This is a genomic window from Acidovorax sp., from assembly GCF_027492855.1.
Classification (GTDB): Bacteria; Pseudomonadota; Gammaproteobacteria; order Burkholderiales; family Burkholderiaceae_C; genus Acidovorax.
This window is the reverse complement of the sequence record NZ_JAPUDY010000077.1, coordinates 25,641-38,107: the sequence shown is the minus strand read 5'-3', so window position 1 is coordinate 38,107 and position 12,467 is coordinate 25,641. Positions and strand designations below refer to the sequence as shown.

The 12,467-nt window shown below is 65.2% G+C and carries 13 protein-coding genes; 5 read left to right on the top strand and 8 right to left on the bottom strand.

Annotated elements, in window-relative coordinates; all coding sequences use genetic code 11:
• Nucleotides 1-55: 55 nt before the first annotated feature.
• The 3 genes from Q0105_RS15500 to Q0105_RS15490 all read left to right on the top strand — a co-directional run bounded on the left by Q0105_RS15500 (nucleotide 56) and on the right by Q0105_RS15490 (nucleotide 1,704).
• On the top strand, nucleotides 56-340 hold the full coding sequence (locus Q0105_RS15500; protein WP_298213031.1) for a DUF6150 family protein: 285 nt from the start codon (nucleotides 56-58) through the stop codon (nucleotides 338-340).
• A gap of 165 nt (nucleotides 341-505) precedes the next feature.
• Nucleotides 506-1,099, top strand: a complete 594-nt coding sequence (locus Q0105_RS15495; protein WP_298213030.1) for a chromate transporter — start codon at nucleotides 506-508, stop codon at nucleotides 1,097-1,099.
• Nucleotides 1,096-1,704: a chromate transporter gene (locus Q0105_RS15490; protein ID WP_298213029.1), complete on the top strand. Its 609-nt coding sequence runs from the start codon at nucleotides 1,096-1,098 to the stop codon at nucleotides 1,702-1,704. The genes Q0105_RS15495 and Q0105_RS15490 overlap by 4 nt, the downstream gene beginning before the upstream one ends.
• Before the next feature lie 12 nt (nucleotides 1,705-1,716).
• Here the strand turns inward: Q0105_RS15490 and Q0105_RS15485 are convergent, their stop codons facing one another.
• From Q0105_RS15485 to Q0105_RS15460, 6 genes are all read right to left on the bottom strand, one after another.
• Nucleotides 1,717-3,033, bottom strand: a complete 1,317-nt coding sequence (locus Q0105_RS15485) for a Yip1 family protein (protein ID WP_298213028.1) — start codon at nucleotides 3,031-3,033, stop codon at nucleotides 1,717-1,719.
• Between the two features lie 53 nt (nucleotides 3,034-3,086).
• Nucleotides 3,087-3,869, bottom strand: coding sequence for a hypothetical protein (locus Q0105_RS15480; RefSeq protein ID WP_298213027.1), 783 nt, complete (start codon nucleotides 3,867-3,869; stop codon nucleotides 3,087-3,089).
• Nucleotides 3,870-3,963: 94 nt separating this feature from the next.
• Nucleotides 3,964-4,950 (bottom strand): VWA domain-containing protein, encoded by a 987-nt coding sequence (locus tag Q0105_RS15475; protein ID WP_298213026.1) that lies wholly within the window; start codon nucleotides 4,948-4,950, stop codon nucleotides 3,964-3,966.
• A 42-nt stretch (nucleotides 4,951-4,992) separates the two neighbouring features.
• The gene (locus Q0105_RS15470; RefSeq protein WP_298213025.1) at nucleotides 4,993-5,874 is read right to left on the bottom strand and encodes a hypothetical protein; all 882 of its coding nucleotides are present in this window, start codon (nucleotides 5,872-5,874) and stop codon (nucleotides 4,993-4,995) included.
• A 3-nt stretch (nucleotides 5,875-5,877) separates the two neighbouring features.
• Nucleotides 5,878-7,038, bottom strand: a complete 1,161-nt coding sequence (locus Q0105_RS15465) for a hypothetical protein (protein WP_298213024.1) — start codon at nucleotides 7,036-7,038, stop codon at nucleotides 5,878-5,880.
• A 78-nt stretch (nucleotides 7,039-7,116) separates the two neighbouring features.
• Nucleotides 7,117-7,521, bottom strand: coding sequence for a hypothetical protein (locus Q0105_RS15460; RefSeq protein WP_298213023.1), 405 nt, complete (start codon nucleotides 7,519-7,521; stop codon nucleotides 7,117-7,119).
• 396 nt (nucleotides 7,522-7,917) lie between these two features.
• Between Q0105_RS15460 and Q0105_RS15455 the strand changes: the two genes are divergently transcribed.
• Together Q0105_RS15455 and Q0105_RS15450 are read left to right on the top strand one after the other, a co-directional pair.
• Nucleotides 7,918-8,562, top strand: a complete 645-nt coding sequence (locus Q0105_RS15455) for a response regulator transcription factor (RefSeq protein ID WP_298213022.1) — start codon at nucleotides 7,918-7,920, stop codon at nucleotides 8,560-8,562.
• The gene (locus Q0105_RS15450; protein ID WP_298213021.1) at nucleotides 8,552-10,363 is read left to right on the top strand and encodes a hybrid sensor histidine kinase/response regulator; all 1,812 of its coding nucleotides are present in this window, start codon (nucleotides 8,552-8,554) and stop codon (nucleotides 10,361-10,363) included. Before Q0105_RS15455 ends, Q0105_RS15450 begins: the two co-directional genes overlap by 11 nt.
• Nucleotides 10,364-10,406: 43 nt before the next feature.
• On the opposite strand, the gene Q0105_RS15445 is transcribed toward Q0105_RS15450, so the two are convergent.
• On the bottom strand, nucleotides 10,407-11,573 hold the full coding sequence (locus Q0105_RS15445; RefSeq protein WP_298213020.1) for an ABC transporter substrate-binding protein: 1,167 nt from the start codon (nucleotides 11,571-11,573) through the stop codon (nucleotides 10,407-10,409).
• Nucleotides 11,574-11,737: 164 nt separating this feature from the next.
• Complete coding sequence (locus Q0105_RS15440) at nucleotides 11,738-12,463, bottom strand: NAD-dependent deacylase (protein WP_298213019.1); 726 nt, start codon at nucleotides 12,461-12,463, stop codon at nucleotides 11,738-11,740.
• Between the last annotated feature and the right edge of the window lie 4 nt (nucleotides 12,464-12,467).

The following is a 12,467-nucleotide window of genomic DNA, read 5'->3' as shown; positions in this document are numbered from 1 at the left end:
AACCGCCCCTCCACTCTGATCGTTGACGCCCTTCAACCCGTTTTCAAAGGACGCCATGGCCAAGATACTGGAAGTGAAATACGAGCACCAGGCCGACGCCCGCGTGTGTGAGGTGGCCCAGAAAAGCCTGGCCGACCTGTGCTGGCATGAGGTGGCCTACCCCACGCAGGCCAGCGGGGATGCTGTGTGGTTCATGGTGGCCTATGCAAAGCAGGCCAGCTTCAAGGTCTATCGCGTCAAACACGCCAGCCAGGCGGACCTGACGCTTTTCAAGGTGGACACCCCCGAGGAAGCCGGGTGGCGCACCAAGGACCATCTGCTGCGCGGCAAGCTGGGGTAAAAGTGTGAAGCTCCCCAGCGGGGCCGCCGCGCCCGGCACGCGTAACATAGCGTGCAGGCGCCGCGCATGGCCAGTGCACTGCGGCGGCCTACCAAATACTCCTGATTTGATAGCTGCTTGCGCTTGATATACAAGCGGTAGCGGCCAATTTGACCAAAATTCACCATGGCCGCCGCAGCCGATCTGCCCACCCCATCCACCAACCCTGCCCCCCGGCCCCGCAGCCCGGCCGATCTGTTCTGGTCTTTCACCTGGCTGGCCCTTCAAGGCTTTGGCGGCGTGCTGGCCGTGGTGCAGCGCGAGCTGGTCGAGAAAAAACGCTGGATGACCAACGAGGAGTTCGTGGAGGACTGGGCGGTGGCGCAGATCATGCCCGGCCCCAACGTGGTCAACCTCAGCATCATGATCGGCGACCGCTACTTCGGGCTGCGCGGCGCGTTTGCGGCGCTGGCGGGCATGCTGACGTTTCCGCTGGTGCTGGTGCTGGCGCTGGCCGTGATCTATGCCGAATTCGCGAGCCACCCGGCCGTGGCCGGAGCGCTTCGCGGCATGGGCGCGGTGGCGGCGGGGCTGATCGCGGGGGTGGGCATCAAGCTCTTCGCCTCGATCAAGAAGCACCCGCTGGGGCGCCCGCTGTGCGTGGTTTTCGTCGCGCTGACCATCGTGGCCATGGTGGTGCTGCGCTGGCCGCTGCTGTGGACCCTGCCGGTGGTGGGCGGCGCGGCCTGCCTGCTCACCTGGAGAAAGCTCGCGCCATGACCGCCACTGCGACCAATGCCGTGCTGGCGCTCAGCCCCGCCGACTGGCTGAACCTCTTCCTCTACTACATGTCGCTGTCGCTGCTGGCCGTGGGCGGCGCCATTGCCACCGCGCCCGACATGCACCGCTTTTTGGTCGAGCGCCAGGCCTGGCTGACCGACCCGCAGTTCAACGCCTCGATTGCCATCGCCCAGGCCGCACCCGGCCCCAATGTGCTGTTCATCGCCCTCTTGGGCTGGAACGTGGGCATCAACGCAGGCGGCGCCGGCATGGGCGGCTGGCTGCTGGGCGCCCTGGGCATGGCGGTGTGTATGGTGGGCGTGATGCTGCCCAGCAGCCTGCTCACCTGGCTGGCCACGCGCTGGGGCCACCGCAACCGCGAGCGCAGGGGCGTGCGCGCCTTCAAGCAAGGCATGGCGCCAGTGGTGATCGGCCTGCTGCTGGCCACCGCATGGGTGCTGGCCCGCGCCCACGGCAGCCCGGCCACGGCCTGGCCCCTGTGGCTGCTGAGCGCCGCCACTGTGGTGTTGGTGTGGCGCACCAAGCTGCACCTGCTGTGGATGTTGGGCGCGGGCGCGGTGCTGGGGGCGCTGGGCTGGGTGTAGTGAAGATGCACCTCAAGACGGGCGCTTGAGCGCAGCCAACTGGCTCACCGGCACCGCCCGCAGCGCAGTCTGCAAATCCGCCATGGGCAGGTTGCCATTGGTCTCCAGCAGCACGCCGTTGGGCAGCAGCATGAGCAGGCTGGCGCTGGTGCCGTCCTTGCGGTAGCTTTCTTTGTAGGCCACGTTGTCGCGGCGGTACACACGCTCGACCTCTTCGGCGGTTTCGCTGTCCACCGTGCTTTGCGACCAGCCCGCCATGCCCATGGCCAGCGCGGGCACTGCGCCAATATCCTGCATGCGCACCTCGATCTGGCGCTCGCCTTGCGAATATTCGGCGCTGACGTTGGTGAACTGCAGGCCCATGGCCGCTTCGCTGCGCGCTTCCACCGCCGTACGGGGCATGCCGCCCAGTGTTTCGGGCAGCAGCGCGCGCAGGGTTTCGGGCGGCAGGGCCTTGCCACCCTTACCGCCCAGCGCGGCGCTCATCACGTCGCCCATGGCCTGGCCTGCCGCCTGGGTGTCGCCGCGCGCCTGGGCTTCCTCCATGCGGCGGGTGGCCTGCTCGACCTTGGCCGTGTCAATGCTGATGCCGGTGCCCGGCAGGCTGATGCTGGCGCCCGATGTGTCCGAGCCGCTGCCCAGCCCTCCGATGCTGCCGCCCAGGCCACCAGGGCGCGGTGTGATCAGCGAAGTCACCAGCCCCACCACCAGGGCGGCCACCACGCCGCAGACAATCAGCGCCGCCGTGTAGCCCACGGCCCGCGCCTGCGGCACGCGCATCAGCACAGGAACGCCCCGGTAGATCAGGTACACCGAGTACAGCGCGGCCAACACGCCCAGCATAGACAGCGACGGCAAGATGCTGAACACGCCGCCCAGCCACCCAGCCGTGGCGCCATAGGCAATGAGCTGGAACGCCTTGGGCATCTGCGCCTGGCCGCCAAAGCGCGGCGCCAGCGCGTTGGCCACCAGCGCCATCACGAACACCATGGCCAGCGACAGTGCATAGCCCACCACCATGCTCACCAGCCCCTGCACGATGGGCACGCGCATCGAGATGCCAAACGCGCCCACCCCCACCAGGCTGTAGCCGATGAACCCCGCCACGGCGGGAATGGCGGCCAAGAACACAAGGTAACCCAGGTAGATGCCGCCGATGGAGCCGGGTTCGCGGTCGATGGCCTGCCAGGTCTCGCCGGGCTTGAGCAAAATGGCCAGCACGCGCTCCAGCAGGCCCTGTGCGGTGGTCTGGCCAGATGCGGTGCTGCCGCCCGCAGCAGGTGCTACCGAGGGATCAGCGGAGGTGGCGTTGTCATGGGGATGGGTCATGGGGGTCTCCGGGTTGGATGGCGTGTGGGTGCGAAAGGAACCGGGCAACGCTGCTACTGACCACGGATTGGCACTTCTTGAAAGTCGAAGCGGCCAGACACCGAGGCCAGCGTCTTACCTTTGAGCGCCTTGGCCAGCACACCCGCCTTCAGGTCGGTAGCCTTGAAGCTGCCCGAGATCACAAAGGTGTTGTCATCCTTACGTTCGAGTTTGCCGATGGTCACGTCCGAGGGCTGGATCTTCTTCATATAGCTTTCCCTGGACTTGGCGCTGTCGGGGTAGAACTGGACCTTGCCGCCCGTGGGCTTCATGTCCTTGTCCGAGAACGTCAAGCTCAGCTGCATCCTCACCCCAGGCTGAGCGGGAGATTTGGCGTCGAGCGTGATGGCGTAGCTCTTGATGATCTCAAGGTGCATGGCCTGGCTGGTGTACACGGTGCGGCCCGCCATGGCGTTGGCCATGTCCTGCACGTCCTTGGATGTGGCCGTAGGCCCGCCCTTGCCGCCCACGCGGGCATTGGCGTCCGCCACGGACTTCTGGCCCTCGGCGGTTCCCAGGCGGGCCGCCGTCTTCTCGCCCAGCTTGGCATCCACCACGGTGGCATGCGACTGCAGCGCCTGTTCGCCCTGCCCGGCATCCACCTGCATGGTGCCTTGCAGGCGCAGGGTGTTGCCATCGGGCGTCTGACTGGTGCCGCCTTTTTGGGCCGCTGCGGGCTGCGCCATCGCAGCGCCCACCATGTCGTTGTTTTTGCCGCAGCCAGCCAGCGCGGCAGCCAGGGCGGTCAGGCCTGCCAGAGTCCGCAGGTGATTGGGACGGTTAAGGGTTGTGGTCATCAAGGTATCCTCCAGGTGATTTCCAGTCAGTAGAAACTGACGGAGATAAACATCGACAAGGGCGTACAGCCCTCACGCAGGCGCCACTCAGGTATCACTTCTTTTCCGGCATCACATCCTCTTCTTCGGCAAAGGTGCCGAAGTAGATGTACGAGCTGGCCACCGCGCCCAGGTTGTTCCGCTCTCCACCGTCTTCGATCATCAGGTACTCCCCTTCGCGGTTCGGATCGATGTAGAGGTAGAGCCCGGACCGCACACTGCACCGGAGCGAACGCACGCGGTTTTCCCAGCCTGCGGGCATCTCGTTGTCGTAGCCGCTCTCGCCAAGCAGCACGCTTTCGCCCTTGAAGTTGTCCTGGTCGTAGAGCATGCAGCCCTTCGCAGGCTTGAGATTTCCAACCACCTTGGGCTTTGCGGGGGCCACAGGGGCTGTTTGCGCCATTTGACCCAGGGCCTTGTTGAGTTCGGCGGCATCGCGGGCCTCTACATAGCGGCCGCCCGTTGATTTGGCCAGGCACTGCAACTGGGCGCGGGCCTTGCCCTGCGGCAGGTCGAAGCCCACCACATGCGCGGTGAAATCCACGCCCAACTTCTCCAGCTCGGCGCCCAGGGCGCAGGGGTCGGCATGGCAGGTCTCCTCGCCGTCGCTCACCAAAATCACCGTGGCCTTTCGCTCGGTGAACTTGAGCTGCTCCGCCGCCATCCGCACCGAGGCGGAAATGGGCGTCATGCCCTTGGGTTGCAATGCGTTCACCGCCTGCTGCATGGAGGCGGCATCCAGCACTGCAGGGGGCTTGAGCAGCTCGATGTCCGCACAATTGCCCTTGCTACGGTGCCCATAGGCCATCAGCCCCAGTTGCTGGTTGCGCGGCCAGTTTTGCAGCATCGCGCCCACCGCTTCGCGGGCGATCTCGATCTTGGCGCGCCCCTGGATCTGGCCCCACATGGAGCCCGAGGCGTCCAGCACCAGCATGGTGGTGCCAGGGCCGGTGGGTACCGCGGGGGCGTTCTGCGCCTGCGCGGGTGCCAAGGTGCTTGCGAAGCCGAGCACGGCTGCGGCCAATAAAGACATTGTTTTCATGGACGATCCTCCTGTTGAAATAGTGGGTGAATGTGTGAACGCTCAAGAACCTTGGCGCGCATAGGTCAGCGGCGTTGTGATGGTGCAAACCGGCTGGCCCGGAATACGCACCGTGACGATGGACTGCCAATCGATCCGCGACGGGCTGGCTACGCGCATGTCGTAGGCCATCGCCATGGCGGTGCTGGTGGCTGCAAGCTGCGCGCTGTAGTGGTTGGGGCCCAGGCGTTTCCAGACGATCTTGTCGTTCTTGATCAGTTGCCTGGCGTTGAACGGCTTCTCGAAGCTGACCGGCCCGCTCTGCGGCCCCGGCATGCCGCGCGCCACCGACTGGGCCACCCCAGCCATGCAGCCCACGGCTTTCGGCGTCCCGGTGGTCAAGGTCCAGACACCGTCCAGGGGCTGGATGTCACCCGTGCTGGCGCCATTGCCGCCTTCGGACACAGGCACCTCGCGGTAGCCACCAGTGCCAGGCTCTGGCGAGGTTTCCACCACGATGCCGGGCTTGCGCGCCTCAGCAGGAGCGCGTTGTACCTGTGTACGTGATGGCGTAGCCGGTTGCGAGATCGATGCCACAGGCCCGCGATCGCGCAGCTGCTCGGCTGGGCCGTAGGCGGCCTCGGGCAGACCGATCAGTATCTGCGCTTCGGTCTGGCTGATGGCACCGCAGGTGCGCCCCCCTGCCGCGCAGCGCCACACGGCGGCATCCCAATCCTGGCTGGCGTCGATGAACCGCGACTGGGCCTCTTCCTGGGTGATGTTCAGAACGATTTGCGCGTCTTGCGGCGTGATGCGGCCAGCGCAGTGCACGCCTGCCGCGCAAGCCAGCTCGTTGAGCGAGTCGGCCCTGGCGGCAAGCGGCATCCACAGGCTGCCAGCCAGCATGCCAACCAGCCAAAGCGATGGGCGCACAGCGATCACCATGGCTCAGAACCCGCCGTGGTACTGGGCCACGGGCACACCGTTGATGCGTGAGCTGGCACGCATCTCAAAGCGCACGCGGTTTCCATCGCCGTCATTGCCCACGATCACCAGCGGCAAGCCGCTGCCCTTGGCCACGTAGCTGTCCATGGGGCCCTCTGCAAATTGCGAGCGGAACTGGCAAGCTGTGAATGTGCCAGCGGGCACCGTGATCTGGGTCTGCCCCAGATAGGCCACGCTATGACTGTCCGTGGTCGTCTCGGTGGTTTCGACGCCCACAAACGTGGTGGTGTTTACCGACGTGCTGGTGTAGGTGTAGCTTTCGCCTACGCCCAGCGTGAAGTCGCGATGACGGGCAGCAGGCGCAAACACAGACCGCACGCCCATGGTGCCCGCGCCCCCTGGCAGTGTCATCTCGGACTGGATGCCGTACGTCACCACCACGGGCCCCGCCGTTTCGTCCAGCCGCAGGTAGTCGCGGATGTTCTGGACCATGCGAGGGCTTCCATCCAGCTCCATGGTCAGGGTGCGGCGGGTTTCAACCAACCCGGAGGTTCCCTCAAAGGTCGCGCCGCCAACAAGCGTTGCCGCATCCAGCCAGGCCATGCTTTTCCCGGCCACCAATCCCTGCATGTCCCATTGGTAGGTAGTGCCAGGAGTGATGAGCGCGCGGTTGAAGCACTCCGACGCGCCGCCCACCCGGGTTCCGCCCCCAGGCCCCGGTCCGCCCGTGCCACCACCGCCACCCGCGCCCCCGCTTCCGCCCCCACTGCCGCCACCTCCTCCACCGGGAAGAGAGGGTAGCGGCGCACAAGCCACGGCCACATCCGTCACGTCGGACTGGGCATTGCCCACGCCTTGGGTCACCGAACACGCCAGCCCGCCGGGCTGGTTCTTCACCTTCACGTCATAGGCCGCCCCGGCGGCAACCCGTGTGGGGAAAACAAAGCGGGAGTCCCCGGACGCCAGCGTGACCTCGTCGGCGCCGTTGTTGCTCAGCACCAGGCCGGGCGCGGTCAGCCCCGACACCTGGCCGCTGATGGCAAAGCCCGATGGTTCGCTGCCGCCGCCACAGGCCGCCAGCGCAAGGACTGCTGCACAGGCCAGCGTGGCCTTGGGCGCGGAAAGCCGCAAAGCTCCTGTCGAAAAATCGTTGGATAGGTACATCGGGACTACCTCCTGAAATGAATGAATGAATGAATGAAAGATGAGATGCATTGAGATGCAATGGCCGCTCAGGGCCGCTCAGGGCCGCTGCGCCTGCAGCGCATACGCCAGATCGCCCTTGGCGCTGATCAAGGTGCCAACCGCAGACCGACCTTGCTGAGGGCGCTCCAACCAAACCACCATGGGGTCGCTGTCGTCGGCGGACACCTGCAGCACTACCAGCAGGTGCCCGCCCACCACACGCGCAGAGGCCGCAATGCCACGGCTGCCTACCCATTCGCAGGGCGATGCACCGGGCGATTCGCAAAGGGCGCGGTCCGCCAGCCACTGCACGCGCGGCACCGGGTTGCCTCGGTCATGCTCGATGTCAAGCTGCAATGCCAATGCACCGGCCCGCGTGCGGATGGCGGGATGGTCGCGCGTCACATCCCAGCGCCCTTGCCACGCACCCGGCGCCGCCGTGCGCTCAGCGCCCGAATGCATGGTTTCCGTTTTCTCAAAGGACCACGCACCCTGCGGTGCGCTCGCCAGCAAAGCGGCCAAGAGCGCTGCCAAACGCAGGCCTACCCCATTCATCGCGCGGAATCGGTGCGGCACGCGCATTGGAACGGCTGAGAATTTCTGCATACACACGAACCCTTTCAACGGTCTCGGCGGCGCACCCTGCAACCGCTTGATCTGTGGGCGCCAAGTGTCAAACCTGCTCACGGGTGGGTCCATAGGCCATTCGGGCTAACGGTGTGCGGTAAATCACGGTTGGCGCAATGAAGCTCAAAAAAAGCATGCATCCGCCCACAAGGTCAAATGGGCCAACCGGCCTATGGGGCCTGAGTGCTCGCTGCGCTATGCTGTCCTTCACTCAGAGAGAGGATTGCTGCCGTGGATGCGCTTGACGACTTTGGTCTGCTACTGGTCGATGACCACCCGCTGTTTCGAGACGGCCTCGTCATGGCGTTGCAAAGCCGCGCGCCGGGCCTGCGGGTACAGGCGGTGTCCTCCGCCGAAGAGGCTGACCAATTGCTCTCGGACGAATCGCAGGTGTTTGATCTGGTGCTGCTGGACTATCGGTTGCAGGGCACCGATGGATTGCGCTGTGCGCTCAGCCTGCGCTTGCGGCATTGCAATGCGAGCTTTGGCCTGATGTCAGGCATTGACGACGCCAGCCTGCCCGCACGGGTGCGCGATGCAGGGCTGGTGGCCTATCTGCCCAAGGCGCTGGAAGTAGATGCCCTTATCGAGTCTCTGCAATTGCTTGCTACTGGTGAAACTGTGTTTTGCGAATCCATCGAGGCCAGCGCCTTACAGGATGCAAATACACAGCAATACGGACTGACCGCTCGCCAGTGGTCAGTACTGCAACTGCTTGCCACGGGCGCCACCAACAAAGTCATTGCACAGAACCTTGGCATATCACCCGCCACGGTTAAAAACCATCTGGACGCGATCTTCGAAAAGATGGGGGCCACCAACCGGCTGCAAGCCGTGATGATGGCCAATGCCACGCCGCCACAAGATGCACTCTGAAGCCCCAGCACAAGAAAACGATACGCAAAAACCGCCGCTGTCGCAGCAGCTCATGCTGACAGCGGACAGCATGTTTGTGCAGGTCTCGGATGCGGCGCAACGTCGGCAACTGGAGTTGCGCGCACTCACCCTGCTGGTCGCCGGGATGCGCACCACCCTGATCACCGCCATGATCGGCCCGGCCTTGATCGCCTGGCTCTCCGCACCCTATATTGGCCTTGTGCCAGCCCTGGCGCCAGCAGTGGTGCTCTATTGCATCAGCATTGATCGCTTCATCGTCGTGCGGCGTGCCAGCCGCGAGCTGCAGCAAAAAACCGCCAACACCCGTCAATGGCTACGCGCCTTCACCTGGCGCACGGGCATGTCGGCATTGGTGGTGGCGTTCTGGGGCTACCCCATTGTCGAGACGGGGAACAACACGCTGATCTTCATGATTCTGGCGCTGGCCACCATCGTCTCGGCCAGTTCCATGGCCCAGTTTTGCTGCTGGCCGCCCGCTATGTGGGCCTCCTTCACGCCCATTCTGTTGGGACTGGGGTTGCAGTTGTTTGTTTTTGGCGGTGGTGACCAGTTGTTTGGTGCAGTGTTTGCTTGCCTGTTATGGGTCACTCTCGTCATGGCCGGACTGCGCTTTGCGCGCACGCTCCACAACGACATGACCACCCGTCTGCTCAACGAGAACCTGATGCGCGAACTGGACGAAAAGCGCGCCCAGGCCGAGGCGGCCAACGAGGCCAAGTCACGCTTCTTTGCAGCGGCCAGCCACGACTTGCGCCAGCCATTGCAGGCCATGGGACTCTATCTGAGCGTGCTGGAAGGCGGACGGCGCACAGACCCAACCACCTTGGCACGCCTGAATGAATGCATGACCTCATTGGATGGTTTGCTGGAGGTGGTGATGGACCTGTCGCGGCTGGAAAGCGGCCAGATCACGCCCCATCCGCGCAGCTTCGCCCTGCAACCGCTCCTGTCCCGGCTGGCCTGGATGTATGAAGGCAGCGCACGCCAGAAAGGACTCCAGTTGCGTGTGCATCCCACATCGGCCTGGGCACTCAGCGATGCCACGCTTTTGGAGCGCGTTCTGTCCAATCTGATCGCCAATGCCATACGCTACACCGCCTCTGGTGGCGTGCTGCTGGCGGTGCGCAGGTGCAAGGCGGATGTCGTCCGCGTCTGTGTGATCGACACCGGCATCGGCATTCCGGAGCACGCACACCAGAGCATCTTTGAAGAATTCGTGCAACTCAACAACCCTGAACGCGAACCGACCCGTGGCTCCGGGCTGGGGCTTTCCACGGTCCGGCGCGTGACAGTATTGCTTGGGCACCCGCTGTCGCTGCGCTCCACCGTCGGACGCGGCACCACATTCACCGTCGAACTACCCAGGGCCGAACCCGAGGCGGGGTCATCGTCCCTCCACAAATCTGCAACGCCCCTCGCGCAACTGTCTGGCAAAGTGCTGGTGGTCGAAGACAACACCGCCGTGCGCGACGCGCTCCTGCAGCTTCTGGCGAAATGGGGGCTGACGGCCACGGGCGCCCGCACAGGTGAGGAGGCCAGTGTTGCCATGGCGGGCACTGCATTTGACGTGGTGTTGAGCGACTGGCGGCTGCCTGGCGAACAAGACGGTCTGGCCGTATTGCGCGAGGCGCGCGCCCGCCTGCCGCAGTTGCAGTTGGGACTGCTCATCACGGGCGAAGACGTGCAGATGCTGCCCAGCGCCGGGGCGGATTTCCTGGTGCTGCGCAAGCCGCTACGCCCCTTGCGCCTGCGGGCCTTGCTGCAAGCGCATTTGCGGTGACTGCCGACCTGACCGGTGAGGCCTCAACACCCCGGCTCCATCCTCAACTGATCCGGCGCCCGTTTTCAGCGTACACGGCCAGATAGATGGCGTCCGAGCCGATGTAGGGCGCCTTGTTGCCAAAACCCACGCTGAAGTCGCCGAATGACAGCGAGCGGATGCCCGCCAGGCCTGCGCGCAGGCGTTCGCGCGTGGGCTCCTTGCCTGCGTTCTTCAGGCCTTCGATCATGATCTGGGCGTTGAGCCAGCCTTCCAGCGCACTGCCGCTGTGGAGGTAGGCTGCGTCGCCGCCCGTTGCCTTCATGGTGCTTTGGAACTTGCGCACCACCACCGATTTTTGCGAATTGGCATCGGGGAACACCTGCACCAGCGCGAGGCCCCGCGTGGATGCGGCGAGCTTGGGCATCTCGGACGAGATCACCGTGACCGACAGACCCGCCAACGGCACGCCCTGGGCCTTGGCGCGAAAGGCCTGCACAAATGCCGTATTGGCCGTGCCGGTGGTGGCCAGCAGCACGGCGCCTGGGCGTTCGGCGGCCACTTTGTCGGCCAGTTCGGCTCCGTTCTTGCCGTCCACGGCCAGCACAAACTCGCCCGCCGTCTCGACCTTGATCTCATCCAGCGCACGGACCATGTCCTTGAGCACTTCCTTGCCGAAAGGGTTGTCCAGGTACACCACGGCAATGCGCTTGAGGCCCATGTCCACGATCTGCCGGACCAGGCGCTCGGTCTCTTCGCGGTAGGTGGGGCGCAGGAAGAACACATGGCGGTTCTCGGGCGCGCGCAGCGAGGTGGCGCCAGTCACCGGCCCCACGGTGGGAATGCCCTTTGACTCGACCAGCGGCAGGATGGACGCGGTGTTGGCCGTACCCAGCGGCGAGATGAGCGCAAACACCGACTGCGCTTCCAGCATTCCGGTCACGTTCTTGAGCGTGCGGGCGGCCACATAGCCATCGTCCTTCGCTTCCAGCCGGATCTCGCGGCCATAGACGCCGCCTGCGGCGTTCACCTCGGCAAACGCGGCTTTTATGCCTGCCATGTGTTCAATGCCGGCCTGGCCCAGCGGCCCGGTCAGCGCAATCGAGCAACCCAGGTTGATGGACCGGGAGGTCAGCGCTTCTTCAGCCGCCAGGGAGTTGTAGGCCCAGGCGGGCAGTCCAACGGCAGCGGCAGTTTGGGTGGCGCGCAAGAGAAATTGACGACGGCTCATGGTGTGCAGGGCGAATAGAACAAAGGTGGCGCAGGCTACTGGCTGACACACTTCCCCGCAGTCCACTGCGCGACAAAAGCCGCTGCAATGGCCTGAAATCTGGGGTTTTCACCGAGCCCACGGAGCACACCACGGCCCGCGCAAGCCCATCATGGCCAGCGGTGTCAGCCGCCCAGCAGTTGCGGCAGAAGCGTCGCCGCCGGGCCACGCAGCAGCGTGTGCGCAACGCTATCCAGCTCGCTGGGCGCAGGGTTGAGCACCACCACACGTGCGCCCGCAGCCCGGGCCTGGTGCGCCAGGCCCGCCGCCGGGTACACCGCACCCGCTGTGCCCACCACCAGCATCAGGTCGCACTGCGCGGCGGCGCTTTGGGCGGCGTCGAGCGTGGCCCATGGCAAGGGCTCGCCAAACCACACCACGCCGGGCCGCAACAGGTTGCCGCAACGGTCGCAATACGGAGGGCGGCCTGCCACGGCGTGCTCTACCCAGCAGCAGTTCCGGGGTGTGTCGAGCCAGCGGTCTTCAAAGATGTCGCCATGCAGGCACAACACGCCGGTGCTGCCCGCACGCTGGTGCAGGCCATCGACGTTTTGCGTGATCAGCATGAGCCTGCCGGGATGTTGCCGCGCAAAGGCGGCCAGTGCATGGTGCCCGGCGTTGGGCTGCACACCGGCCAGCAGCTCGCGCCGATACTGGTACCAGTCCCATACACGCTGCGGGTGGGCGCGAAAGCCCTCCTCTGTCGCCATGTCTTCGGGCCGAAACTGCGCCCAGTAGCCCGTCTGCGCATCGCGGAAGGTGGGCACGCCCGATTTGGCGCTGACCCCGGCGCCAGTGAGCACGGCGATGTGCCCTGCCTGCTGGACCCAGGCGCTCACGGTGTCCAGCATGGCG

Excerpts from the sequence above, each read along its gene's own strand:
- Q0105_RS15500 (WP_298213031.1), top strand. The coding sequence starts at position 56 with ATGGCCAAGATACTGGAAGTGAAATACGAGCACCAGGCCGACGCCCGC.
- Q0105_RS15495 (WP_298213030.1), top strand. The coding sequence starts at position 506 with ATGGCCGCCGCAGCCGATCTGCCCACCCCATCCACCAACCCTGCCCCC.
- Q0105_RS15490 (WP_298213029.1), top strand. The coding sequence starts at position 1,096 with ATGACCGCCACTGCGACCAATGCCGTGCTGGCGCTCAGCCCCGCCGAC.
- Q0105_RS15485 (WP_298213028.1), bottom strand. The coding sequence starts at position 3,033 with ATGACCCATCCCCATGACAACGCCACCTCCGCTGATCCCTCGGTAGCA.
- Q0105_RS15480 (WP_298213027.1), bottom strand. The coding sequence starts at position 3,869 with ATGACCACAACCCTTAACCGTCCCAATCACCTGCGGACTCTGGCAGGC.
- Q0105_RS15475 (WP_298213026.1), bottom strand. The coding sequence starts at position 4,950 with ATGAAAACAATGTCTTTATTGGCCGCAGCCGTGCTCGGCTTCGCAAGC.
- Q0105_RS15470 (WP_298213025.1), bottom strand. The coding sequence starts at position 5,874 with ATGGTGATCGCTGTGCGCCCATCGCTTTGGCTGGTTGGCATGCTGGCT.
- Q0105_RS15465 (WP_298213024.1), bottom strand. The coding sequence starts at position 7,038 with ATGTACCTATCCAACGATTTTTCGACAGGAGCTTTGCGGCTTTCCGCG.
- Q0105_RS15460 (WP_298213023.1), bottom strand. The coding sequence starts at position 7,521 with ATGCATTCGGGCGCTGAGCGCACGGCGGCGCCGGGTGCGTGGCAAGGG.
- Q0105_RS15450 (WP_298213021.1), top strand. The coding sequence starts at position 8,552 with ATGCACTCTGAAGCCCCAGCACAAGAAAACGATACGCAAAAACCGCCG.
- Q0105_RS15445 (WP_298213020.1), bottom strand. The coding sequence starts at position 11,573 with ATGAGCCGTCGTCAATTTCTCTTGCGCGCCACCCAAACTGCCGCTGCC.
- Q0105_RS15440 (WP_298213019.1), bottom strand. The coding sequence starts at position 12,463 with ATGCTGGACACCGTGAGCGCCTGGGTCCAGCAGGCAGGGCACATCGCC.